A 23,672-nucleotide genomic window follows, 5' to 3' on the forward strand; every position below is an offset into this window, starting at 1 on the left:
TAAAGCAAACAAAAGGCGGCCTGAGCCGCCCTTTTGCACGATTGCCGATCCGGCCATTAATTGTAGATGATCGCGGTGCCGTGCAGTTTGTTGTCACCGGTAGTGGCGATGATCTGGAAGGATTTGGCGCCCGCCGCGTCGGCTTTGGCCGCCAGTTTGTTTTCCAGGCTGCTCAGGTCGGACGCGCCGCTGACGGTAACGACGCCGGCTTTTTGCAGGTCGGCGGGTTGCGTGTTAACCAGTTCGGCGGCGAAGCTGCCGAAGGAGGCGGAAGCCAGTGCGATGGCTGCGATGGTCATTTTCAGGTTTTTCATGGTCTTATTTCCTATCAGTGTTCTTTACGATGTTTGTTTTGTAAGGTCGTTAAATTAATTAACGATCGATAATTTAATCTTAGGTGCCGGTTTAACGGATTGCAAGTATTTTTTTAATGCTCGTTAATTAATTTTTTTTACGCCCTGGCGTTGTGAGCAATAAGGATATGCAGTCCACAGGTTTAATGCTTTGTTATTGATAGATTTCTGCAGTGCCATGCAGCTGGTTGTTGCCGCCGGCGCTGGTGATGCGGAAGGATTTGGCGCCGGCCTGATCGGCTTTGGCGGCCAGGCTGTTTTCCAGCGAGGTCAAATCGGACGCGCCGCTGACGGTGATGACGCCCACTTTTTGCTGGTCGGCCGGTTGGCTAGTGACCAAATCGGCGGCGAAGCTGCCGAAGGAAACGCTGGCCAGAGTGAGGGCGGCTAAGGTTAGTTTTAAGCTTTTCATGATGTTAATTCCTTTTCGATAACGGTCTATAGAGGGTTTTAATCTGGTTCGCTAATTTTTATTAACGATCGATAACTAAATGCTAATCGGTTCTCGACGAGGGCGCAATATTTTTTTATAATGATCGTTAAGTTATTTGTGCTAAGCCTGCTGTGGAGCGGGATAGGAGAGGAACGATGAGCATCAATGAAGCGGTCTGCGGCAAGAAAAGCCGTGGCAGACCCAAACAATTTGATCGCGACCGGGCGTTGGAAAGCGCACTCGATCTGTTCTGGCGGCACGGGTATGAAGCCACCTCGCTGGCCGATCTGGTGGAAGTGACCGGCGCCAAGGCGCCGACGCTATATGCCGAGTTCGGCAACAAAGAAGGGATGTTCCGCGCGGCGGTGGAGCGCTATCTGCAAAAATACACCACCTGCACCAACCAGCTGTTGGAACAGGATGTGCCGGTGGCCGAGATCGTCGAGGCCTACGTGCGTTCTTCGGTTCAGGTCTTCACCGATCCCGATACCCCCTCCGGCTGCTTTATGGTGTGTGCCTCCGCTGCGCTGTCGTCCGCTTCCGACGACGTCGCCCAGATGCTGCGCAAAAAGCATCATGCGCAGGAAGCGGCGCTGAAGGCCTGCTTCGATCGCAAGGTGCAACAGGGCGAGCTGCTGGCGAAAACCGATACCGCGCTGCTGGCGAAATACGTGATTTGCACCATTGAAGGCATGTCGGTGCAGGCGCGAGAAGGGGCAAGCCGGGACGATCTGTTGCGGTTGCTGGAGGCGCTGATGCTGGTGTGGCCGCGGCTCAGCCAGATTGGCAATAAGGTGTAGAAACAGGCCCGGTTTTTACCGCAATGCTGATCAGTTAGCGTTTTTCTGCAGGCGTTCGTGACATTTTCGGTCGATAAAAGTGAGATGCCCCATGTGGCTCAGGCACCTCGACCGAGCCAGGGGCCGAAGGCGCGGCCCCTGGCAACCCGCGCCTTTGCCCTATCAGACGGTTGGCTTTGCCAACGTTACTCAGCCCATCCCTGGGCCTCGCCCCTTCGGGGCCGCTGCAAGCAGCGTTCAAATCTGCTCCAGGCAGATTTGTCCTCTCTCCGCCATACCGCATTGAGGCCGGTTGCGACAGGCGTCCCTGCCTGTCTCACCTGAAACCGCCGTCCATGGCGGTTTCGCCTAATGCGCTATGCCTGCGTTCGGCGTCTTCAAGGGCGCCCAACACCGCGCTCATCTCCAACTTCTCTACCAGAACCTCATAAGCGACAGATTTCCCGGTAGCAGCCAGCTCAGGTGTTGACCTTGAGCGCGCATCACCGGGTGCCGAGCAAGACGGCGTTGTCAGGGTCAACCGGCCAGGGAAGGCCGGTTGAGGCGAGACTAACAGGGATGTTTGTCGCAGCCGACCCGCCCGACAACGCAGACGCGGCGAGGGTATCCGCGTAGCGGACAGACGGTGTTAAGCGAAGGCGCGGGTGGAGGGGCCGCGCCATCGGCCCCTCCAATTGCCGTTCATATTGGCCACAGAGAAATGCGGACATTTACGGCAATTCCCCTGCACAGAACGCCCAGAGGCTGGATAAAAAAATGCCACTCAGGCTTAAGTGAGCGGCATTGCGGCTTTTACCGGGCCATTTAACCCACTACTGATTGACCGGGATCACCGCGCCCTGGTACTTCTCGCGGATAAAGTCTTGAATCGGCTTGGAGTGCAGCACTTTCACCAGCGCCACGATCTCCGGCTTGTTCACGTCGGCTTTGTGCACGGTGATGATGTTGGCGTACGGGTTGTTTTCGCCGCTTTCGACCGCGATCGGATCCTTGGTCGGATTCAGCCCGGCGTCGATGGCGTAGTTGGCGTTGATCACCACGGCGTCACCTTCGTTGTTGTTGTACATCTGCGGCAGCAGCGCGCCTTCAACGTTAGCCTGGAACTTCAGGTGTTTCGGGTTTTCCACCACGTCGGCGATGCGTGCATCCACCTTGCTCACCCCTGGCTTCAGCTTGATCACGCCTTCCCGTTCAAAGATTGACAGAATGCGGCCTTCTTCCGCCACCGCGTCGCGCATGATGATTTTGCCGTTTTCCGGCAGATCTTTCAGGCTCTTGTACTTCTTCGAGTAGATGCCGATAGGCTCAATATGGATCGCGCCGGCGCTGACGAAGTCGTAGCTCTTGTCGTCGGCGTGGTCTTTCAGCACCGAGTTCAGGTAAGGCACGTGCTGGAAGTAGTTGGCGTCGATGTCGTGGCTGGCCAGCGCGGTGTTCGGCAGGATGTAGTCCTGGAAGCGCTTGATCTGCAGATCGATGCCTTCCTTCGCCAGTATCGGTTTGGCCTGTTCGAGGATCTCGGCGTGCGGCACATTGGAGGCGCCAACCACCAGCTTGGTTGCCGCGGCGGCGCCGTAAGAGGCGAGGGTGGCGACAGAGGCGAAAGCCAACATCAGTAGGTGCTTTTTCATCATCGTTTTCCTTGGTTAATTAACGTTTATCGAGCGTTCTTGTCAGGGTGTCGCCAATGAACTGAATGACGAAAACGATCAGCAGGATCGTCAGCGTCGCCACCAGCGTCACGTCACTGTGGTTGCGTTGGAAGCCTTCCAGATAGGCCAGGTTGCCCAGGCCGCCGGCGCCGATCACCCCGGCCATCGCGGTGTAGCTCACCAGCGCGATCAGGGTAACGGTGATGCCGGAAACCAGCGCCGGCGAGCTCTCCGGCAGCAAGACGCGGAAAATCAGTGTGCGGTTTTTGGCGCCCATCGAGCGCGCCGCTTCGATTACCCCTTTGTCGACCTCGCGCAGCGCGATCTCCACCAGCCGGGCGTAGAACGGCGCGGCGCCGACGATCAGCGCCGGCAGGGCGGCGTCCGCGCCGAGAATGGTGCCGATCAGCGACTTGGTGAACGGGATTAGCAGCACGATCAGAATGATGAACGGAATGGAGCGGAAGACGTTGACCAGCACGGAGATCAGGGTGTAGACCGTGCGGTTTTGCAGCAACTGCCCCTTCGAGGTTAAAAACAGCAGCACGCCGAGCACGATGCCCAGCACCAGCGTGGCCAAACCGGCGATGCCGGTCATGTACAGCGTTTCCCAGGTGGCGTCCCACAGTTGGTCCAGACGCAGGTGGGGGAACAGGGATTCAATCATGTTGGATAACCTCGACGGCGATGTCTCTTTCGTTCAGCAGGCTGAGCATGTCGGCGACGTGTTGTTCGTTGCCTTCGGCGTGGATGTACAGTTCGCCGAACGAACCGTTGAGGGTGTGGCTGATCTTGCCGTGCAGAATGTTGACGGTGAGCGGGTAGCGCCGAATCACCTCGGCGATCACCGCCTGATGAGTTTGTTCGCCAACGAAGGTCAGCTTGAAGATCGTCCCCGGCAGGTGGGCGGTGAGCTGCGGGTTGAAGCTCTCAGCCGTGTCCGCATACTGCGACACCTGTTTGACGAACTGCCGGGTGATCGGTTGCTGTGGCCGGGTGAACACCTCGAGCACCGGCCCCTCTTCGACGATGCGGCCGTTTTCCATTACCGCCACGCGGTGGCAGATTTTGCGCACCACGTGCATTTCGTGGGTGATCAGCACGATGGTCAATTTCAGCTGGCGATTGATGGCCAGCAGCAGGTCGAGAATGGCGTCGGTGGTTTGCGGATCGAGCGCCGAGGTGGCCTCGTCGCACAGCAACACGCTCGGGTTATTGGCCAGCGCGCGGGCGATGCCGACGCGCTGTTTCTGGCCGCCGCTGAGCTGCGACGGGTAGGCGTTTTCGCGCCCCTGCAGGCCAACCAGCGCGATCAGTTCCGCCACGCGCGGGGCAATCTGCGCCTTGGGGACGCCGGCTATCTGCATGGAAAAAGCGATGTTTTGGCTGACGGTGCGCGACCACAGCAGGTTGAAGTGTTGGAACACCATGCTGATTTTCAGCCGCGCCTGGCGCAGGTGGCTGCCTTTGGCGCGGGCGATATCGAATCCGCCCACGTCAATGCGGCCGCTGGTGGGCTTTTCCAGGCCGTTGAGCAGGCGGATCAGCGTGCTTTTGCCGGCGCCGCTGTAGCCGATGATGCCGTAAATTTGCCCGGCTTCTATCGCCAGGCTGACGTCGTCAACCGCCACGACGCGGCCCTGTGCGCTGTCAAAAGTTTTGCAAACGTTCGAAAGAACGATCATAGCGAAGCGGATCCTTATTGATACATCACAGCATTCCGTCCGGGGCGCGTCGCGCCGGACAAGGATCGTTCGGCTTTTCGGCGGGGCACAACCCGGCGGGAAGTGACGGACGGAACCTCTGTTGCGGGTGAATACCGGGCAATCCTACCGAGGGTTGATAGTGACAGGAAGAATGTAAAATCTATTACTTATTCTGATTTGATATATTAGGCGGCGGGCGAGAGAGGGGGGAGAAAACCGGCCGCAGGGCGGCCGGCGGGGGCGGACTAGCGTTTTTCCAGCTTCATGTGCAGCAGCGGGAACGGGTTGCCCTGGCCGTCGAGCGGTGAGCGGCCGGTGATGACAAAACCGTAGTGGCGGTAGAAGCCGCTGGCCTGCGGATTTTGCTCGTTCACGTCCAGCTGCAGCTCATCGTGCAGCGTTTCCGCGTGGGTCAGCAGCGCTTTGCCCACGCCTTTGCCGCGCTGATCGGCATCGATAAACAGCATCTCCACCTTGTTGCCGTTCAGACCGATAAAGCCGCAGGGATGCCCCGGCTGCTCTTCGGCCACCCAAACGTTGACCGCCGGCAGGTAGTCGTTCAGCACCAGCGGGAACAGCTGTGCGATGTTGTCTTCGGTTAAAAAGTGGTGAGTGGCGCGCACCGAACGCAGCCAGATATCTGCCAATTGCGCGTTGTCTTCCGCCGCGCGTGCTCTGATGGTAATCATCGAACTCTCTGCTATCTAAGTTGAAGGAAAAGAAACTAGATAGAGGTTTTGTGGGGTTAGTGCCGAATTAACGTGGGTTAACGCCCTGCAAAGCGCCTCTGCAGTGGATCGAATAGGCCCGCCTGGTTGCAAGCGGTATAACAACTGTAATTCAGTAAGTTAAAGCTTTCAACCGCCGCAGGGCGCAATGAGGCGCTCGCCGCGTGATACACTGGCCGCTGAATGAGCAAGAGGGCGGCAGGATGGAAGCGGTACGCGCAGCGATAGAAAAACAGGTGCTCAGCCTGACCGGGTTGGCGCTCGGCGGCGTCGATTTCGAGAATCCGCCCGGCGATCCGGGGCTGTTCGGCCCGCAGTCGGTCATCTGGCAGGTACACCGCGATTTCACCCCGATGCTGTGCGGCGGCGTCAGCGCCTTGCTGTTGCAAATGCTGCACCCGTTGGCGCTGGCCGGCGTATGGGATCACTCCAACTTCCGCGACGATATGATTGGCCGCCTGCGCCGCACCAGCCAGTTCGTGTCGGTCACCACCTTCGGCCCGACCGCCGAGGCGGAGCGGCTGATCGCCAAAGTCAAAGCCATCCACCTGCGGGTGACCGGCGTCGGCAGCGACGGCACGCCCTATGCCGCCAGCGATCCGGCGCTGCTGACCTGGGTGCACGTGGCGGAGAGCAGCCGTTTTCTGGCCAGCCACCTGCGCTACCGCAACCCGCATCTTTCCCGCGATTTGCAGGATCAATACTATCGCGAAGCGGCGCGCGTGGCCGCCGCGCTGGGGGCGACCGCTATCCCTCAGTCCTGCGCGGAGGTAGACGACTATCTGCAGGCGATGCGGCCGCAGCTGGTCTGTGACGAACGCACCCAAGAGGTGGCGCGCATTCTGCTGAAGGCGCCGGCGCCGAGCGCGTTGGCGCGCCCGCTCGGCGGGGTGGTGATGCAGGCGGGCATCGATCTGTTGCCCGATTGGGCGCAGCGGCAGTTCGGCTTTCATCCGGGCGCATTGCGGCGGCGGCTGGTGCGAACGGGGGCTGCAGGCCTCGGCAAAGTGCTGGGCGCGTCGATGCGCAACGGTTCCTATCAGCGCGCGGTGCGGCGCATCACTCAGCCGTCATGAGCCGCAGCCGCTATAATTAACCTTTGTTTATCTTCGTTTACGGCCGTTTTTGAGACTTTTACGGGTGATCCGGCCAGTAATGCGTTTTACACTTGAGGGCAAAGCCACATTCCATTTTTTGCGCGCAGCCGATTCTGCCGCGCCCTGACCCTATTGAGGTGATATGAACGAGTCATACGTACTTGCTGAAGTCAGCAATGAGAACCAGACGCTGGTCGCGGTGGTTCAGCAAGGGAGCAGGGCAGCCTATTTTTACATCTATCCCGCCGAAGCCTACAGCGATCGCTATCAGGTGCGCGCCTGCTGGCTGCGCAATCTGGCCGCCGCGCCGTTGCAGGAAGATCGCGCCGCGCTGGAGCAGGGGCAACCGCCGATGCTGGCGGCGGAATTTTGCCGCAACCTGGAAGGGGAAGCGCCGCTGAACCCGGAAGGGCTGATGGTGGTGTGGAGCGAAAGCGACGACGGCGCGGCCCTGTGGTATTACGGCCAACTGCTGGCGGTGATCCCCGGCTGGAGCCTGTATATCGACCATTCGGTGTGCTATTCGGCCAGCTGCATCAAGGAGAGCCCGTTGGCCTATCCGCTCGGTTCGGCCTCGACCAACACGCAATATGCGCAGGCGGAAAGCACCCGCCAGTTTTGGCGCAGCTGGCAGCGTGAAGAGGGCAATCCGTGGCCGAAGATGCAGCGCGATTTTCAGGCGCGCTATGAGCAGCATTTCGGCCCTTCGGTAAAATACTACGCCATCGATCAGGGCAAGTGGCCGCCGATGGCCATCACTCAGCACGAGCGCGACGGCATCTATTACTTCCTCACCATGGGCGTCAGCATTCGGCCGATGCCGTGGGTGGAGATCCTGTTCAACGATGAGGCTTCGCGCTATCGCCGCATGGAGATGGCGATCGCCATCGACAGCCAATACATGACCGAAGACAACGCGGTGCAGATGGCCAGCGCGCTGGCCGGTTTCGCTCACGCCCCTTGGGCGCGGCTGACCTGGATCGGCGAAGGGCATACGCTGGAGTCCGACGTGGCGCCGTTGGGCTATGAAGGCTATATTTTATCGTCGTCCTTCTACCCGCATCACGCGCACCTGACGTTGCCTCAGCAGTATGGCGACCCGGTGAACCTGTTCTGGGCCAGCCCGGTGTTTACCGCCGAGCGCCAGCTGGCGCACGCCACGCCGAACGGCGGGCACGATCTGGTGCACAGGCTGCGCGAGCAGGGCGTCGACCATATTTTCCGCCCGCGCCAGCCGGTGTGCTGACGCGACTTGTCTTGTCTTCTCTTCGGGAGCCGCCATGACCAGCGCGCTGTTGATTATCGATGTGCAGGAAGGGTTGTTTACGCCGCCGCCGGCGGATGCCGCGGGCACCGTTGCGCGCATCAACCAACTGAGCGAGCGCGCCCGCCGGGCGGGCGTGCCGGTGATCGTGATTCAGCACCATACGCCGGACGACGAACTGCCGCACGGCAGCGCCGCCTGGCAAGTGCTTGCGGCGCTGAAGGTGGCGCCAGGCGACCATCGGGTGGATAAAACCACGCCGGACTCGTTCCTGCGCACTTCGCTCGGCGCGTTACTGATCGCCAACGGCGTATCGCAGCTGGTGGTTTGCGGCTACTCCACGCCGTTTTGCATCGATACCACGGTGCGCAGCGCGGCGGCGCACGGCTATCCGGTGACGCTGGCGGCGGATGCGCATACCTGCCACGACAAATCCTATGCCGACGGTTTGCTGATCCGCACCCACCATAACGAGACGTTATCGAATATCGACAGCTTCGGCGTGCCGATCCGCGCCGTGCCCGCGGCGGACATCGTGTTCTGAGTACGGAAAACGGGGGCCAACGCCCCCGTTCGTTATTTCAGGCCCGCTCGTCGCGCCGCTACCTTGGCCAGCGCCGCCCAGTCCAGATCCGCATCCCCCTGCGCCATCGCGTCGAGGAAGTTGTCCTTCAGCACCCCGGCGAACGGCATCGGCGTATGGCTGTCGGCGCCGGCGGCCAGCGCCAGCCCGACGTCCTTCAGCCCCAGCGCCAAGCGGAATCCGGCGGGTGAATACTTCTCGGCGGCGATCAGCGCGCCATAGCCCTGATAGGCCGGGGCGGCGAAGACGGTGCCGCTCAGCATCTGCAGGTAGTCGGCGCCGGAAACGCCGTAGTTGCGCACCAGCGCGCTGCCTTCCGCCATCGCTTCAATGGCGCTGGCCAGCGTAAAGTTGGTGGCGATTTTGACCACGTTGGCCTGCGCCGGATCGGCGCCGAAGTGCCAGGTTTTCTGGCCGAGGGCATCGAACAGCGGCTGCGCTTGCTTCAGTAGCTCGCTATCGCCGGCCGCCAGAATATTCAGCTTGCCGGCGGCGGCCACGTCGACCCGTCCCAGCACCGGCGCGGCGAGATAGCCGATGCCGTGTTCCGCATGCAGCGCCGTCAAACGCTGGGCGAGTTCGACCGAGATGGTTGCCATGTTGATATGCAGCGCGCCCGGTTTCATCCGTTGCAGCAACCCGCTGTCAACCACCACCTGTTGCGTGGCGGCATCGTCGGCCAGCATGGTGATCAGCACGTCGGCATCGGCCAGCTGCTCCGGCCGTTCGGCCTGCTGCGCGCCGGCACTCACCAGCGGCTGTGCCGCCTGCGGCGAGCGGTTCCATACCGTTAAGGCGAAGCCCACCTGCAACAGGTTGGCCGCCATGGCGCTGCCCATCCCACCCAGTCCGGCAAATCCGATCTTCATCATGCGCTCCTTTTTCAGGTTGAAGGTTTTACCCTAGCGCGCCAGGCCAGGAACGCAAATGCCGGAGTGTAACGCCGTCTTACGCGCCGGCGGCGGGCTATTGACGCGCTGCCGCTGCGGGTATACCTTGATGGCATGAATATATCGATGCACTCCACCCACAATCAGTCATGGTGGCGCCTCTTCTGAGGCGGCACGAGTATTCACATCTCTTTTTAATGCCGCCGGTTTGGCGGCATTATTTTTTGTGGCGTTGATCCGGCGGTCTACAGACCTTCAGGAGCACTGTCATGAGCTACACCATTCTTACCGGCGATCGCGCCACCGGCCCACTGCATTTAGGCCACTTCGTCGGCTCGCTGCGCCAGCGCGTCGAACTGCAGCACCAGCATAACCAAACGGTGATGGTGGCGGATCTGCAGGGCCTGACCGACAACGGCAACAACCCGCAAAAAATCAGCGCCAACGTGCTCAACGTCGTGGCCGACTATCTGGCGGTCGGCATCGATCCGCACAAGACCACCATTTGCCTGCAGTCGGCGCTGCCGGCGTTGGCCGAGCTGACGATGTACTACCTCAACCTGGTCAGCGTGGCGCGGCTGGAACGCAACCCGACGGTGAAAAGCGAAATCGCCGAGAAGGATTTCGCCCGCAGCCTGCCGGCCGGTTTTCTGATCTATCCGGTCAGCCAGGCGGCGGACATCACCGCCTTCGGCGCCACCCACGTGCCGGTCGGCGAGGATCAGCTGCCGATGCTGGAGCAAACCAACGAGATCGTGCGGCGCTTCAACCACATCGTCGGCCAACCGGTGCTGACGGAGTGCCAGCCGCTGTTAAGCAACGTCGGGCGTCTGCCGGGGCTGGACGGGCAGGGCAAAATGTCGAAATCGCGCGGCAACGCCATTCAGCTTGGCGCCGGCGCCGACGAGGTGCACAAGGCGGTGATGAGCATGTTCACCGATCCCGGCCATCTCAACGTCAGCGATCCCGGCCGGGTGGAGGGCAACATGGTGTTTACCTATCTGGACGCCTTCTGCGAAGACGCCGCGCGGGTGGCGGAGCTGAAGGCGCACTACCGGCGCGGCGGGTTGGGGGACGTGAAAATCAAACGGCTGCTGGAGGATTGCCTGCAGAGCCTGCTCGAACCGATCCGCACCCGCCGCGCCGAATTCATCGCCGATAAAGGCGAGCTGACGCGCATCCTGCAGCATGGCACCCGCCGCGCGCATCAGGTCAGCCAGCAGACGCTGCAGCAGGTCAAGGCGGCGCTGGGGCTGGACTTCTTTAGCCTGGAATGATGCGCACGCCGGGGCGGCACGCGTCACGCCCCGGCCATAAAACCATCATCCCACTGTCATAAACTTATCCGTTAATAGGTGCCCATAATGATTAGCCACTGAAACCAGAGAAATCATATGGCTCAGGCACTGTTAAAATTGGCGCAGCACGACTTTCCAGGGCAGCACGTCGCCGCATCCCGCAAAGTGTTATCGGTCAAGGGGCTCGGCAAAGCTTACAAAGCGCAGCAGCGCGTGCTGGATGACATCAATTTCGATCTGCACGCCGGTGAATTCGTGGCGGTGATCGGCCGCTCCGGCGCAGGCAAGTCCACGCTGCTGCATACCCTCAACGGCACCATTCCTTCCAGCTGCGGCGAGATGCTGCACTTCGAAGACGATGGCGTGGCGCAGGATATCGCCCAGCTTGCCGGCCGCCAGATGCGCCAATGGCGCGCGCGCTGCGGCATGATCTTCCAGGACTTCTGCCTGGTGCCGCGGCTGGACGTGATGACCAACGTACTGCTGGGGCGCCTGAGCCACACCTCCACCCTGAAATCCTTCTTCAAACTGTTCGATGACGCCGACCGCGCTCGCGCCATCGAGCTGTTGCAGTGGCTCAACATGCTGCCGCACGCGCTGCAGCGCGCCGAGCACCTCTCCGGCGGCCAGATGCAGCGCGTCGCCATCTGCCGCGCGCTGATGCAAAACCCGCAAATCCTGCTGGCTGATGAGCCGGTGGCGTCGCTCGATCCGAAAAACACCCGCCGCATCATGGACGCGCTGCAGAAAATCAGCGAAGACGGCATCGCGGTGATGGTGAACCTGCACTCGGTCGAACTGGTGAAAGAGTATTGCTCGCGGGTGATCGGCATCGCCCACGGGAAGATCGTGTTTGACGGGCATCCTTCGCAACTGAACGAACGGATCCTGCACCAGCTGTATGGCGAGGAAGCCAATCAGATCCATTGAAGCACTTTTGACCTTTACCCTTTACACACAAGGCACACCTAATGAAAAAAGTATTGAGTCTGACCACCCTGATGGCCGGCGCGATGATGGTATTTAATGCTGCCGCAGCGGATGCGCCGAAAGAGCTGAACCTGGGCATTCTCGGCGGCCAGAACGCCACCCAGCAGATCGGCGATAACCAGTGCGTGAAGCAGTTCCTGGATAAAGAGTTGAACGTCGATACCAAGCTGCGCAACTCGTCCGACTATTCCGGCGTGATCCAGGGCCTGCTGGGCGGCAAGATTGACCTGGTGCTGAGCATGTCGCCGTCGTCGTTCGCTTCGGTTTACATCAAGGATCCGAAAGCGGTGGACATCGTCGGCATCGCGGTTGACGACGTCGACCAGTCGCGCGGCTACCACTCGGTGGTGGTAGTGAAGGCCGGCAGCCCGTACCAGAAACTGGAAGACCTGAAGGGCAAGGCCATCGGCTTCGCCGATCCGGATTCCACCTCCGGCTTCCTGATCCCGAACCAGGCGTTTAAAAAACTGTTCGGCGGCACGGTCGACAATAAATACAACAACACCTTCTCCAGCGTCACCTTCTCCGGCGGCCACGAGCAGGACATCCTCGGCGTGCTGAACGGCCAGTTCGAAGGCGCGGTGACCTGGGCGTCGATGATCGGCGACTACAACACCGGCTACACCAGCGGCGCGTTCACCCGCATGATCCGCATGGATCATCCGGACCTGATGAAACAGATCCGCATCATCTGGCAGTCGCCGCTGATCCCGAACGGCCCGATCCTGGTGAGCAACTCGCTGCCGGCCGACTTCAAGGCCAAAGTGGTCACCGCCATCAAGAAGCTGGATAAAGACGATCACGCGTGCTTTATCAAAGCGATGGGCGGCAAACAGCACATCGGCGACACCACCCTGGCGGAATACCAGACCATCATCGATATGAAGCGCGAGCTGACCAAAGGCGACCGTTGATTCCCGGCTGCCTCGGCCGCCCGAATGAAGGGGTTCAGCATGCTGAACCCCTTGTTCCATAACGATGGAAGACCTGTTTTGAATACCGATTTCGCACACTATTACCAACGGATCCGCAGCAAGCAAAAGCGCGAAGCGCTGCTGTGGTCGCTCGGGCTGGTGGTGCTGTACCTGGGCGCCGGCAACCTCGCCGAGTTCAACCTGTACACCGTCTGGGTGTCTATTCCGCACTTCTTCGACTACCTGGCCGAAACCGTGCCGACGCTGCACTGGAACCTGCTGTTCGCCGATGGGCGTACCGAAGGCTCGCTGGCCTACTGGGGCTATCGCCTGAACATTCAGCTGCCGCTGATCTGGGAGACCCTGCAGCTGGCGCTGGCGGCGACCATTTTCTCGGTGCTGGTGGCGACCGTGCTGGCATTTCTGGCGGCCGGCAACACCTATACTCCGGCCTCGGTGCGGCTCGCGATCCGCACGCTGGTGGCGTTCTTGCGCACCATGCCGGAGCTGGCGTGGGCGGTGATGTTCGTGATGGCGTTCGGCATCGGCGCCATTCCCGGCTTCCTGGCGCTGGCGCTGCACACCATCGGCAGCCTGACCAAGCTGTTCTACGAATCGCTCGAAACCGCCTCCAACAAACCGGTGCGCGGGCTGGCGGCCTGCGGCGCCACGCCGCTGCAGCGCATGCGCTTCGGCCTGTGGCCGCAGGTGAAGCCGGTGTTTCTCTCCTACAGCTTCATGCGGCTGGAGATCAACTTCCGCCAGTCGACCATTTTGGGGCTGGTGGGGGCGGGCGGCATCGGCCAGGAGCTGATGACCAACATTAAACTCGACCGTTACGATCAGGTCAGCATGACGCTGCTGCTGATCATCGTGGTGGTTTCCGTGCTCGACTACGTGTCGGGCGAGCTGCGCAAGCGCGTGGTGGAGGGGGCAAAATGACAGCGGGCACTCCGGCATCGGCGGAAACGCTGCGCCAGTTGAAACAGCAGCATCCGGCGATCTTCGCGCAGCAGGGGCGCTACCTGCGCACCGTCGGCCTGATCGCCTTGGCGATCGTGCTGTACTACGTGTTCTTCTTCCTGGTCTTCGGCATTAGCTGGCCGCAGTTTATCAACGGCTGCCAGCAGCTGGGGCGCTATTTCCTGCGCATGTTCGTCTGGCATGACTTCGCCAACTGGCCGTTCATGTACTACTTCCAGCAGATCGGCATCACCATTGCCATCGTGTTCGCCGGCACCATCACCGCGTCGCTGATCGCGCTGCCGCTGTCGTTCTTCGCCGCGCGCAACGTGATGTCGACGCCGCTGCTGCGGCCAATTTCGGTGCTGGTGCGCCGCTTGCTGGACGTGCTGCGCGGCATCGACATGGCGATCTGGGGGCTGATCTTCGTGCGCGCCGTCGGCATGGGGCCGCTTGCCGGGGTGTTGGCTATCGTGATGCAGGACGTCGGGCTGCTGGGCAAACTGTACGCCGAAGGCCATGAGGCGGTGGACAAGTCCCCCAGCCGCGGCCTGACGGCGGTGGGCGCCAACGGGTTGCAGAAGCACCGTTACGGCATTTTCACCCAGTCGTTCCCCACCTTCCTGGCGCTCAGCCTGTACCAGATCGAGTCCAACACCCGCTCAGCGGCGGTGCTGGGCTTCGTCGGTGCCGGCGGCATCGGCCTGGTGTATGCGGAGAATATGCGGCTGTGGAACTGGGACGTAGTGATGTTCATCACCCTGATCCTGGTGGTGGTGGTGATGATCATGGACAAGGTCTCGTCGATGCTGCGCAACAAGTACATCATCGGCGAAGATATCCCGCTGTATCAGCAAAAAAGCCAAATCGATTGAGAAACCCCTTGCCGATCCCTATACTGCCGCACATTCAAGGTGTGCGGCCATACCCGTCATACTTGGAGCTGCCTCTTTGTTGGCTGCATTTGCGCGCCCCGGTCACATAGTTAACTATGCTCCGGGGGCTTACAAATTTGCCGCCGCGATGCAACTCCAATTATTTTGGGTATGGGGCATTTTTTTACAATGCGCACGTCCCCGTTAGACAAGTAAAGGCAATGCAATCCCATGATGAACAACGACGTGCTGCGCAGCGTGCGCTATATGCTGAGCATTAACAACGCCAAAATGGTCGAGATTATCAAACTGGACGATTTCGAGGTGGCGGTGTCGGCGATGGACGCTTACGTGATCAAAGAAGGCGAGCCGGGCTACGAGAAGTGCCCTGACGAAGTGATGGCGCACTTCCTCAACGGCCTGGTGTTCTTCAAGCGCGGCAAGGACGACAAGTTCCCGGCGCCGGCGGTTGAACTGCCGATCACCAATAACCTGGTGCTGAAAAAGCTGCGCGTGGCGTTCGAGCTGAAAGATACCGACATGCACCAGATCTTCACCGCGGTGGACTTCCGCATCTCCAAGCCGGAGCTGAGCGCGCTGTTCCGCAAAGAGGGCACCAAGAATTACCGCCCGTGCGGCGATCAGATGCTGCGCTACTTCCTCAAAGGGTTGGCGCAGCGCGTTCGCGGCGAGTAACGCGCAGCGTTCACCGAACATCAGGCGCAATCGCAAGGTTGCGCCTTTTTTATTGTCTCCTCCCTCCTACCTTTGTTGTACTGGCCCTCAGCCACCCGCCATCGATGGAGGGCGTGCCGCCCATCCGGTTACTTTTTCATGGTCAATTCAATCACCCAAACCATGAGGAAAGCAGGATGCCAACCATCACGAAAACCCAATCACTTTACACGTTGACCCGGCCGGTCTGGCTGGATGCGGCAGGCATGAGCAAAGGCATCGATCACGATCGCCAGCACCTGGGCGTCATTCTCGCCGCCGGGCAGGTGCTGCGAGTGCGCCAGACCAACGCGGCGTTTACCGGCAAGCTCACGCTGCGCTTGCTGAATGACGACAGCAAAACGGAGGCGGAATTCAGCGTCGGCGCGAGCTGGGTCGAGGCCCAGGTCAATGCCGTCTCGGTGCCGTTCATCGATACGCCGTATGGGCAGGGCGAGCCGGCGCTGGAGTTCGAGTACCCGGACACGGCGAAAGCGCTGCCGGTTTATCGCCGTGGCGAAAACGAAGCCGCATTCTTTGCCCGCTGGGACGATCGGGACGCCGAGTTTGCCCTGGTCGATGCGGAGTACGCAGTGTTGCTGGTGCCGAAAATCAGTAAACCGGCGCTGAAGTCGCTGGGCGACGCGAAAAACATCGACGGGCTGATCGCCTACTACGATCGCATTTTCACTTTCTACAATGCGCTGACCGGCGTCTCGTTCGAGGCTGAACACGAATCCGATCGCAATATTCGCAACCGCTACTTTATGAAGGCCGATAAGCACGGCGCCGGCGCCGCGTATTACGGCGGCCGCTGGACGGCGGAAACCAGCAACTCGGTCAGCAGCTTCTGGCTGACGCCGAAAGACAGCAACTGGGGCAGCCTGCATGAGATCGCGCACGGCTATCAGGGGCACTTTATGGGCGACAAATATTTCTCCACCGGTGAGATGTGGAACAATATTTATGCCGCTTGCTATCAGGACGTGATGCTGGGGGAACGCAAATACCAGGAGGGGTGGCTGTATAACTACGGCAACGCGGCCGCCGTCGAGAAGAAAATCATCGATTTGATCGCTCAGGGCATGCCGCTCAACCAGTGGGATCTGCGCTCCAAGCTGTTCTTTGCGATGCTGATGGTCGACAAGGCAGGCAAGAACGCCTTCACGCACTTTAATCAGCAATATCGTCAAAGCTGCAATACGCCGGGCTTCGTGCCGTCGGAACATGCCTTGCTGGACCTGCTGTCGGCAAGCTTCGCCGCGGCCGGTGAGCAGATCGACGTGACGCCTTTCGTCGAGCTGACCGGCGGCGTGATCACCCAAGCGCAGCGCGATCGCAACGCGTTCAGCCACGCCAAGGCGGTGTATCCGCTGTATCAACTGGTGGACGCGCAGAGTCTGCCGGCGGTGCAGGCGCAGCTGAAACTGGATTCCTCGCTGCGGCTGGTCGATTCCTGCCAGCTCAAGGCCAGCGGGCTGAAAGGCGACGTCACCCTGAGTCTGGATATCGATGACTTTGCGCAGATCTACGGTGAAGACCTGATCCTGATGGAAGGGGCGCGCTATGCCCACAAAGTCCGTATCGACACGCCGACCCTGGCGCTGACTGCGCTGCCGATCGGCGTGTATACCTTGCGGTTGCCGACCGGCAAAGATCGTAAATATCGGCCGACGGCGGGTTACCTGACGGTGAAGCAGGGGAAAAACGCGGTGACGCTTCGCTTCGAGCGCAAAGCCGCTTCGCCGATCGTTTCGCAGGAGATCAATCTGTTGGGCCTGAGCGATGCGGTCTTCGCCACCGTGGTCGTCGATCGCGCCAAAGGAGCGGTGGTGGTTGACGTGACCAGCACCACGCCGCACGCCTACTTCCCCGGTGAAACCTATGCCCGGGTGACGCTGCGCGATCGGCAGGGCGCGGTGCGCTTCAGCAAGGAGATTCAGGGCACTCAGGCTACGTTAAGTCATGACGAGCTGCCGTTTGCCGAGGGCGATGACATCGAGATTTACCATGTGGAGCCGAGCCGGGTGCGTTTGAATCCGGCGGCGGCCGACGTCATCGATAACAAAAACAAAACCAACGTACTGCGCATCGAAACCAGCGGGCTGAAAAACCCGGCGTTGCCCGGCGATCCCGAGCAGGCGCTGCTGGCGCGCCTGGAACAGGCGGCGCAGCGTTTGCGTCGCCTGTTGCCGGCTTACTATGCGCCATCGTCGTCGTTCAAGGACGATATTTATCTGGCGTTCGGCGCCTTTGCCGAGCCGCAGCGCGAGTCACTGTTGGCGACCTATCGGGATTGCCTGCCGGCCGACAATACGCCGCCGGGCGCCAACGTCGGCAATGCGTTTACCGTGGCGTGCAAAGGGATTGGCGATCGCCAGTTCCTGACCGGCGCCATCGATCTGGTGAAGAAAACCGTTACCGTCACGCTGGCGGCGGGGATTGCTCACCACTACTTTGCCGACAGCTATGCCTTCCTCAGCGTGACGGATGCGGACGGCAACGTCTTGCTCAGCTACGACGTCATCGGCAGCCAGAATCAACCGGCCAAAACCTGGGTGTTGCCGCTGTCGGGTTACGGCGGTGAAGTGATTCATCTGCGGCATGAAGAGCCGGACAACCGCCTGGCGATCGTCAACGAAATGCAGCACTTGCGGCTGGCGGAGAAGGGCAAGCAACAGACCTACTGCATTACGCCGGTCGGTTTGAAACGCATCAACGACTGATCCCCATCGGCCTGCGGGGCGGCGAGTGCGTCGCCCCGGTTTTTCCTCTGCATCATCCCGCCATTGCACTCTTTTTGTTCTCCCGCTGCGCGCCGCTGGTGCAGCCCGTTTGCCGCCGCCGTCATAAGTTTTAATTATAATTTATTGAAATCATGAGATTAAAAATTGGCACGCCGGTTGCTCTGTTGAATCCCATCTTGTGTACCAGATGGAATTCAGTCGATGAGCGAACCTGTTGTAGCGTGCGGTTTTACCCTCAGTGAATGGCAACACCATTACCAAACCCGCCCGGCGGGCGAGCGCCTTGCCTGCGTCAGTGCGACGATCGAAACGCTGGTCGCCGGGCTGAACCCAGACGATAACGCCTGGCTGTATCTCGCTACGCCGGCGCAGCGCGAGCAGCAGTATCGGCAGCTGGCACAGAGGCTCGAGGCGGTCGCCGGCGATCTCAGCCGCCTGCCGCTGTTCGGCGTGCCCTTCGCCATCAAAGACAATATCGACGTCGGCGGCTGGCCGACCAGCGCCGCCTGCCCGGCGTTCACCTATCAGGCCGCGGCGGACGCCACCGTGGTCGCCCACCTGCGCGCCGCCGGGGCGATCGCCCTTGGTAAAACCAACCTCGACCAGTTCGCTACCGGGTTGGTAGGCACTCGCTCACCGCATGGCGCAGTGGTCAACAGCTTCGACAGCCGCTACGTCAGCGGCGGTTCCAGCTCCGGCTCCGCCTCGGTGGTGGCGCGCGGCCTGGTGCCGTTCGCGCTCGGCACCGACACCGCCGGTTCGGGGCGTGTGCCCGCCGGGTTCAACAACATCGTCGGGCTGAAGCCGACCAAGGGGCGGTTGTCCAACCGCGGCGTGGTGCCGGCCTGCCGGTTGAACGATACGGTGTCGGTTTTCGCGCTGACGGTGGCCGACGCCGCGCTGGTGGCGGAACTGGCGAGCGGCTTTGACGCGGCAGACCCGTATTCCCGCCCCGATCCGCATACCGCGCCGGCGGATATCCCCGCCGCGCCGCGTTTCGCCGTTCCCGCCCAGCTGGAGTTTTTCGGCGATGTTCAGGCCGAGCGGGCGTTTCACCGAGCGCTGGCGCAGCTGCAGGCGGGCGGCGCCACGCTGGAACCCCTCGATTTCGCGCCGTTTCGCACTCTGGCGGAGCAGCTGTATTACGGCCCCTGGGTGGCGGAGCGCACGGTAGCCATTGAGCAGGTGCTGGAAGCGAGCCCGCAGGCTATCGATCCGGTGGTGCGCGGCATCGTCGGCAACGGCCTCGGCTACAGCGCCTGCGACGCCTACAAGGCGGAATACCTGCGCGCCGAGCTGGCGCGGCAAATCGCCCAGCGGCTGGCGCCGTTCGACGCGCTGGTGGTGCCGACCGCGCCCACTATCCGCACCCTGGCGGAGATGGCGCAGGAGCCGGTGCTGTTCAATTCGCAATTCGGCACTTACACCAATTTCACCAACCTGGCCGATCTGAGCGCGCTGGCGCTGCCGGGGCCGCTGCGCGAAGACGGTCTGCCGGCGGGCATCACCCTGATTGCGCCCGCCTGGCATGACCGGGCGCTGGCGGCGTTTGGCGTGCGCTGGCAACGACAAAGCGCCTTGCCGCTCGGCGCTATCGGCCGGGCGTTGCCGCCGCAGCCTGTGTCTGCGCCGTCCACAGGGCACGTGCGTCTGGCGGTAGTGGGCGCTCACCTGAGCGGCATGCCGCTCAACGTCCAGTTGACACAGCGCGACGCGGTGCAGGTGGAGCAAACCGCTACCGCCCCCTGCTATCGCCTGTATGCGCTGGCCGATACCGAGCCGCCGAAGCCGGGGCTGGCGCGCGCGGCGCAGGGGGCGGCGATCCGCGTTGAGCTGTGGGACATCCCGCTGGCCCGTTTCGGCGAGTTTGTGGCGGAAATCCCGGCGCCATTGGGCATCGGCACGCTGCTGCTGGCGGACGGCCGGCGGGTGAAGGGGTTTATCTGCGAAGCCTGGGCGCTGGAAGACGCGACGGATATCACTGAGTTTGGCGGCTGGCGCGACTATCTCGCCAGCGTTAAGGGGGCATGAACATGTTTACTACCGTACTGATCGCTAACCGCGGCGAAATCGCCTGCCGCGCCATTCGCACCCTGAAACGCCTGGGCGTAACCAGCGTGGCGGTCTATTCCGACGCCGACCGCAATGCGCCGCACGTCGCCGAGGCCGACAGGGCGGTGGCGCTCGGCGGCGACAAGGCCGCCGACAGCTACCTGCGCATCGACAAGATCCTCGCGGCGGCAGCGGCCACCGGCGCGCAGGCGATCTACCCCGGCTACGGCTTTTTGTCCGAGAGCGCCGAGTTTGCCGACGCCTGCGAAGCGGCGGGCATCGCCTTTATCGGCCCGACGGCGGCGCAGATGCGCGAGTTCGGCCTCAAGCACCGGGCGCGCGAGCTGGCGGCGTTGGCCGGGGTGCCGATGACGCCGGGCACCGGCTTGCTGGAGAGCGTTGAGCAGGCGGTCGCCGCCGCCGCGCGCATCGGCTACCCGGTGATGCTGAAAAGCACCGCCGGCGGCGGCGGCATCGGCCTGACGCGCTGTGACGACGAGGCGGCGCTGCGCGACGCGTACGACAGCGTCAAACGGCTGGGAGAGCAGTTCTTCCGTGACGCCGGCGCCTTTATCGAACGCTTCGTCGATCGGGCGCGCCACGTCGAGGTGCAGATTTTCGGCGACGGCCAGGGGCGGGTGGCGGCGCTCGGCGAGCGCGACTGTTCGCTGCAGCGGCGCAACCAAAAGGTGGTGGAGGAAACCCCGGCGCCGCATCTGCCGGCGGCGACCCGCCAGGCGCTGCACCGGGCGGCGGTGGCGCTGGGCGAGTCGGTGAATTACCGTAGCGCCGGCACCGTAGAGTTTATCTATGACGCCGCGCGCGACGAGTTTTATTTCCTGGAGGTGAACACCCGCTTACAGGTCGAGCACCCGGTCACCGAAATGGTCACCGGCCTGGATCTGATCGCATGCATGCTGCAGGTGGCGGCGGGCGACGCGCTGGATTGGGCGGCGTTGCAACGCGCGCCGCAGGGCGCGGCGATCGAGGTGCGCCTCTACGCCGAAGATCCGCTGAAAAACTTCCAGCCCAGCCCCGGCGTGCTGACCGAGGTGCATTTCCCTGACGACGTGCGCCTCGACGGTTGGGTGGCGACCGGCAGCGAAGTGTCGGCGTTTTACGACCCGATGATCGCCAAGCTGATCGTGCACGGCGCGGATCGGGCGCAGGCGCTGGAAAAATTGCGCGTGGCGCTGGCGGCGACCCGTTTGCACGGCATCGCCACCAACCTCGACTATCTGCGGCAGGTGATCGCCACACCGCAATTTCAGCGCGGCGACGTCTGGACGCGCCTGCTGGACGATGTGCGTTTCCAGCCGCACTGCCTCGAAGTGCTGCAACCCGGCACCTACAGCAGCGTGCAGGATTATCCCGGCCGCCTCGGCTATTGGGACATCGGCGTGCCGCCGTCCGGCCCGATGGACGACTTCGCGTTTCGGCTGGCCAACCGCATCGTCGGCAACCACCCGGCGGCCGCCGGGTTGGAGTTTACCCTGCAGGGGCCGACGCTGCGCTTTCACTGCGACGCCACCATCGCGCTGACGGGCGCGAGCTGCCCGGCCGATCTGGATGGCGAGGCGGTCGCCTACTGGCGGCCGATCGCGGTGCGGGCCGGGCAGGTATTGACGCTGGGGCGCGCTACGCAAGGCTGCCGCACCTATCTGGCGGTACGCAACGGCTTTGACGTGCCGGTGTATCTCGGCAGCCGCTCCACCTTCGCGCTGGGCCAGTTCGGCGGCCACGCCGGGCGCACCTTGCGCGTGGCGGACATGCTGGCGATCGCCCAACCGGCGCTGGCGGCCAGCACCACGCCGGCGCCGATCGCCGCGCCGCAGGCGATGGACGACAGCCTGATCCCGCACTACGGCGACCAGTGGCACATCGGCGTGCTGTACGGGCCGCACGGCGCGCCGGACTTTTTCACCGCTGAATCGATAGAGGCCTTTTTCGCCACCGACTGGCAGGTGCATTACAACTCCAACCGCCTCGGGGTGCGCCTGTCGGGGCCGAAGCCCGAGTGGGCGCGGGAGGACGGCGGCGAGGCCGGTTTGCATCCTTCCAACGTGCACGACTGCGAGTACGCCATCGGCGCCATCAACTTCACCGGCGACTTCCCGGTGATCCTGACCCGCGACGGGCCCAGCCTCGGCGGCTTCGTTTGCCCGGTGACCATCGCCAAGGCTGAACTGTGGAAAGTGGGGCAGGTGAAGCCGGGCGACCGCATCCGTTTCCATCCGATCGGCTTCCGGCAGGCGCAGTCGCTGGAGCAGGCGCAGCTCGGCAGCATCGAAGCGCTGGCGGCGGTGAAGGCCATCACCCTGCCGCCGCCGGATCTGGCCCCGGCGGAGACCGTTTCCGCCGCGGTGCTGGCGGCGCTGCCGGCGGCGGAAGGGCGCCCGGCGGTGGCGTATCGCCAGGCGGGGGACGGCTACATCTTGATGGAGTACGGCGACAATGTGCTCGATCTGGCGCTGCGGCTGCGCATTCATCTGCTGATGCAGTCGCTGCGTGAGGAGGCGATACCGGGCGTGGCGGAGCTGGCGCCCGGCGTGCGTTCGCTGCAGATCCGCTACGACAGCCGGCAGATTAGCCAGGCCGACCTGCTGCAGCGCCTACTGGCGCGCGAACGGGCGCTGGGGGACGTCAGCCGCCTGAAGGTGCCGACGCGCACCGTGTGGCTGCCGATGGCGTTTGAGGATTCGGCCACGCTGGGGGCGGTGGATCGCTATCAACAGACGGTGCGCGCCTCGGCGCCCTGGCTGCCGAACAACGTCGATTTCATTCAGCGCATCAATGGCCTGAGCCGACGCGAGCAGGTGCGCGACATTCTGTTCGACGCCAGCTACCTGATCCTCGGGCTGGGCGACGTCTACCTCGGCGCGCCCTGCGCGGTGCCGCTCGATCCGCGCCATCGCCTGCTGAGCTCCAAATACAACCCGGCGCGCACCCACACCGCCGAAGGGACGGTCGGCATCGGCGGCATGTACATGTGCATCTACGGCATGGATTCGCCGGGCGGTTACCAGCTGGTGGGGCGCACGCTGCCGATCTGGAACAAGTTTCTCAAAAACCCGCAGTTCACCGCCGGTGAGCCCTGGCTGCTGCGCTTCTTCGATCAGGTGCGCTTCTACCCGGTCAGCGAGCAAGAGCTGGACGAGCAGCGCGAAGCGTTCCGTGAAGGGCGCATGCAGGTGCGCATCGAAGAGAGCGAGTTCGACTTCGCCGCCTACACCCGTTTCCTGGCCGACAACGCCGAGGCGATCGCCGACTTCCAGCATCGCCAGCAGCAGGCGTTCAGCGCCGAAGTGGCGCGCTGGCGCAGCGATGACGACGAGGCCGAGGCGCAACTGTTGCCGCCGGAGGAAGAAGACGCCATCGACGGCGATCTGGTCAGCGCCGATCTGAACGGCAGCGTGTGGAAAATCCTGGTGGAACCGGGGCAGGCGGTGGCGGCCGGGCAGCCGCTGATCGTGGTCGAGGCGATGAAAATGGAGCTGGCGGTCACCGCGCCGCGCGCCGGGATCGTTAAACGCATCAGCTGCCGGCAGGGGCGGCCGGTCGGGCCGGGCGACGCCCTGCTGTGGCTGGAAAAGGCGGTCTGAACGGAGGAGCG

At 62.3% G+C, this 23,672-nt stretch carries 20 protein-coding genes; 13 read left to right on the forward strand and 7 right to left on the reverse strand.

Annotated features, from left to right (window positions below):
- Positions 1-56: 56 nt before the first annotated feature.
- Positions 57-314, reverse strand: a complete 258-nt coding sequence (gene bhsA, locus ACJ8IP_RS12350) for a multiple stress resistance protein BhsA (RefSeq protein ID WP_033642311.1) — start codon at positions 312-314, stop codon at positions 57-59.
- Positions 315-507: 193 nt separating this feature from the next.
- Positions 508-765, reverse strand: a complete 258-nt coding sequence (bhsA, locus tag ACJ8IP_RS12355; RefSeq protein ID WP_033642312.1) for a multiple stress resistance protein BhsA — start codon at positions 763-765, stop codon at positions 508-510.
- A gap of 176 nt (positions 766-941) precedes the next feature.
- Between bhsA (ACJ8IP_RS12355) and ACJ8IP_RS12360 the strand changes: the two genes are divergently transcribed.
- A complete protein-coding gene (locus ACJ8IP_RS12360) occupies positions 942-1,586 on the forward strand; it encodes a TetR/AcrR family transcriptional regulator (protein WP_033642313.1) in 645 nt (214 codons plus the stop codon).
- A gap of 812 nt (positions 1,587-2,398) precedes the next feature.
- Here ACJ8IP_RS12360 and ACJ8IP_RS12365 read toward each other — a convergent pair.
- The 4 genes from ACJ8IP_RS12365 to ACJ8IP_RS12380 all read right to left on the reverse strand — a co-directional run bounded on the left by ACJ8IP_RS12365 (position 2,399) and on the right by ACJ8IP_RS12380 (position 5,633).
- Positions 2,399-3,217: a MetQ/NlpA family ABC transporter substrate-binding protein gene (locus ACJ8IP_RS12365; protein ID WP_033652662.1), complete on the reverse strand. Its 819-nt coding sequence runs from the start codon at positions 3,215-3,217 to the stop codon at positions 2,399-2,401.
- Positions 3,218-3,236: 19 nt separating this feature from the next.
- Positions 3,237-3,905, reverse strand: coding sequence for a methionine ABC transporter permease (locus tag ACJ8IP_RS12370; RefSeq protein ID WP_033642316.1), 669 nt, complete (start codon positions 3,903-3,905; stop codon positions 3,237-3,239).
- Positions 3,898-4,923, reverse strand: coding sequence for a methionine ABC transporter ATP-binding protein (locus ACJ8IP_RS12375; RefSeq protein WP_187048732.1), 1,026 nt, complete (start codon positions 4,921-4,923; stop codon positions 3,898-3,900). Before ACJ8IP_RS12375 ends, ACJ8IP_RS12370 begins: the two co-directional genes overlap by 8 nt.
- Before the next feature lie 266 nt (positions 4,924-5,189).
- The gene (locus tag ACJ8IP_RS12380) at positions 5,190-5,633 is read right to left on the reverse strand and encodes an acetyltransferase (RefSeq protein ID WP_033642318.1); all 444 of its coding nucleotides are present in this window, start codon (positions 5,631-5,633) and stop codon (positions 5,190-5,192) included.
- Between the two features lie 242 nt (positions 5,634-5,875).
- Between ACJ8IP_RS12380 and ACJ8IP_RS12385 the strand changes: the two genes are divergently transcribed.
- The 3 genes from ACJ8IP_RS12385 to ACJ8IP_RS12395 all read left to right on the forward strand — a co-directional run bounded on the left by ACJ8IP_RS12385 (position 5,876) and on the right by ACJ8IP_RS12395 (position 8,577).
- Positions 5,876-6,748 (forward strand): oxygenase MpaB family protein, encoded by an 873-nt coding sequence (locus tag ACJ8IP_RS12385; protein WP_033652666.1) that lies wholly within the window; start codon positions 5,876-5,878, stop codon positions 6,746-6,748.
- A 163-nt stretch (positions 6,749-6,911) separates the two neighbouring features.
- On the forward strand, positions 6,912-8,015 hold the full coding sequence (locus ACJ8IP_RS12390) for a suppressor of fused domain protein (protein ID WP_033652667.1): 1,104 nt from the start codon (positions 6,912-6,914) through the stop codon (positions 8,013-8,015).
- 34 nt (positions 8,016-8,049) lie between these two features.
- Positions 8,050-8,577, forward strand: a complete 528-nt coding sequence (locus tag ACJ8IP_RS12395; RefSeq protein WP_042783932.1) for a cysteine hydrolase family protein — start codon at positions 8,050-8,052, stop codon at positions 8,575-8,577.
- A gap of 32 nt (positions 8,578-8,609) precedes the next feature.
- Here ACJ8IP_RS12395 and ACJ8IP_RS12400 read toward each other — a convergent pair whose 3' ends face one another.
- Positions 8,610-9,485 carry an NAD(P)-dependent oxidoreductase gene (locus ACJ8IP_RS12400; RefSeq protein WP_198793336.1) on the reverse strand — a complete coding sequence of 292 codons (876 nt, stop codon included), beginning with the start codon at positions 9,483-9,485 and terminating at the stop codon, positions 8,610-8,612.
- Between the two features lie 290 nt (positions 9,486-9,775).
- Here ACJ8IP_RS12400 and trpS point away from each other — a divergent pair, with 290 nt between their 5' ends.
- From trpS to uca, 9 genes are all read left to right on the forward strand, one after another.
- Positions 9,776-10,783, forward strand: a complete 1,008-nt coding sequence (gene trpS / locus ACJ8IP_RS12405; RefSeq protein ID WP_197774455.1) for a tryptophan--tRNA ligase — start codon at positions 9,776-9,778, stop codon at positions 10,781-10,783.
- A gap of 117 nt (positions 10,784-10,900) precedes the next feature.
- On the forward strand, positions 10,901-11,734 hold the full coding sequence (phnC, locus tag ACJ8IP_RS12410; RefSeq protein ID WP_069100206.1) for a phosphonate ABC transporter ATP-binding protein: 834 nt from the start codon (positions 10,901-10,903) through the stop codon (positions 11,732-11,734).
- Between the two features lie 41 nt (positions 11,735-11,775).
- Positions 11,776-12,708 (forward strand): phosphonate ABC transporter substrate-binding protein, encoded by a 933-nt coding sequence (phnD, locus tag ACJ8IP_RS12415; RefSeq protein WP_004939482.1) that lies wholly within the window; start codon positions 11,776-11,778, stop codon positions 12,706-12,708.
- A gap of 78 nt (positions 12,709-12,786) precedes the next feature.
- The gene (gene phnE, locus ACJ8IP_RS12420) at positions 12,787-13,650 is read left to right on the forward strand and encodes a phosphonate ABC transporter, permease protein PhnE (protein ID WP_164107455.1); all 864 of its coding nucleotides are present in this window, start codon (positions 12,787-12,789) and stop codon (positions 13,648-13,650) included.
- A complete protein-coding gene (gene phnE, locus ACJ8IP_RS12425) occupies positions 13,647-14,546 on the forward strand; it encodes a phosphonate ABC transporter, permease protein PhnE (protein ID WP_033642327.1) in 900 nt (299 codons plus the stop codon). Before phnE (ACJ8IP_RS12420) ends, phnE (ACJ8IP_RS12425) begins: the two co-directional genes overlap by 4 nt.
- A 231-nt stretch (positions 14,547-14,777) precedes the next feature.
- On the forward strand, positions 14,778-15,242 hold the full coding sequence (locus ACJ8IP_RS12430; RefSeq protein ID WP_004939471.1) for a DUF1456 family protein: 465 nt from the start codon (positions 14,778-14,780) through the stop codon (positions 15,240-15,242).
- A gap of 176 nt (positions 15,243-15,418) precedes the next feature.
- Positions 15,419-17,986 carry a putative mucin/carbohydrate-binding domain-containing protein gene (locus ACJ8IP_RS12435; RefSeq protein ID WP_442524406.1) on the forward strand — a complete coding sequence of 856 codons (2,568 nt, stop codon included), beginning with the start codon at positions 15,419-15,421 and terminating at the stop codon, positions 17,984-17,986.
- 222 nt (positions 17,987-18,208) lie between these two features.
- Complete coding sequence (gene atzF / locus ACJ8IP_RS12440; protein WP_164057408.1) at positions 18,209-20,038, forward strand: allophanate hydrolase; 1,830 nt, start codon at positions 18,209-18,211, stop codon at positions 20,036-20,038.
- Positions 20,039-20,040: 2 nt separating this feature from the next.
- Entirely contained in the window at positions 20,041-23,661 is a 3,621-nt protein-coding gene (gene uca, locus ACJ8IP_RS12445; protein WP_042785661.1) for an urea carboxylase, read from the forward strand.
- Positions 23,662-23,672: the final 11 nt, after the last annotated feature.

This window comes from Serratia sp. CY52157 (genome assembly GCF_052168495.1).
GTDB lineage: Bacteria > Pseudomonadota > Gammaproteobacteria > Enterobacterales > Enterobacteriaceae > Serratia > Serratia ureilytica.

Bases quoted from the DNA above. Each gene is read 5' to 3' on its own strand.
- bhsA (WP_033642311.1), bottom strand. From the start codon at position 314: ATGAAAAACCTGAAAATGACCATCGCAGCCATCGCACTGGCTTCCGCC.
- bhsA (WP_033642312.1), bottom strand. From the start codon at position 765: ATGAAAAGCTTAAAACTAACCTTAGCCGCCCTCACTCTGGCCAGCGTT.
- ACJ8IP_RS12360 (WP_033642313.1), top strand. From the start codon at position 942: ATGAGCATCAATGAAGCGGTCTGCGGCAAGAAAAGCCGTGGCAGACCC.
- ACJ8IP_RS12365 (WP_033652662.1), bottom strand. From the start codon at position 3,217: ATGAAAAAGCACCTACTGATGTTGGCTTTCGCCTCTGTCGCCACCCTC.
- ACJ8IP_RS12370 (WP_033642316.1), bottom strand. From the start codon at position 3,905: ATGATTGAATCCCTGTTCCCCCACCTGCGTCTGGACCAACTGTGGGAC.
- ACJ8IP_RS12375 (WP_187048732.1), bottom strand. From the start codon at position 4,923: ATGATCGTTCTTTCGAACGTTTGCAAAACTTTTGACAGCGCACAGGGC.
- ACJ8IP_RS12380 (WP_033642318.1), bottom strand. From the start codon at position 5,633: ATGATTACCATCAGAGCACGCGCGGCGGAAGACAACGCGCAATTGGCA.
- ACJ8IP_RS12385 (WP_033652666.1), top strand. From the start codon at position 5,876: ATGGAAGCGGTACGCGCAGCGATAGAAAAACAGGTGCTCAGCCTGACC.
- ACJ8IP_RS12390 (WP_033652667.1), top strand. From the start codon at position 6,912: ATGAACGAGTCATACGTACTTGCTGAAGTCAGCAATGAGAACCAGACG.
- ACJ8IP_RS12395 (WP_042783932.1), top strand. From the start codon at position 8,050: ATGACCAGCGCGCTGTTGATTATCGATGTGCAGGAAGGGTTGTTTACG.
- ACJ8IP_RS12400 (WP_198793336.1), bottom strand. From the start codon at position 9,485: ATGAAGATCGGATTTGCCGGACTGGGTGGGATGGGCAGCGCCATGGCG.
- trpS (WP_197774455.1), top strand. From the start codon at position 9,776: ATGAGCTACACCATTCTTACCGGCGATCGCGCCACCGGCCCACTGCAT.
- phnC (WP_069100206.1), top strand. From the start codon at position 10,901: ATGGCTCAGGCACTGTTAAAATTGGCGCAGCACGACTTTCCAGGGCAG.
- phnD (WP_004939482.1), top strand. From the start codon at position 11,776: ATGAAAAAAGTATTGAGTCTGACCACCCTGATGGCCGGCGCGATGATG.
- phnE (WP_033642327.1), top strand. From the start codon at position 13,647: ATGACAGCGGGCACTCCGGCATCGGCGGAAACGCTGCGCCAGTTGAAA.
- ACJ8IP_RS12430 (WP_004939471.1), top strand. From the start codon at position 14,778: ATGATGAACAACGACGTGCTGCGCAGCGTGCGCTATATGCTGAGCATT.
- ACJ8IP_RS12435 (WP_442524406.1), top strand. From the start codon at position 15,419: ATGCCAACCATCACGAAAACCCAATCACTTTACACGTTGACCCGGCCG.
- atzF (WP_164057408.1), top strand. From the start codon at position 18,209: ATGAGCGAACCTGTTGTAGCGTGCGGTTTTACCCTCAGTGAATGGCAA.
- uca (WP_042785661.1), top strand. From the start codon at position 20,041: ATGTTTACTACCGTACTGATCGCTAACCGCGGCGAAATCGCCTGCCGC.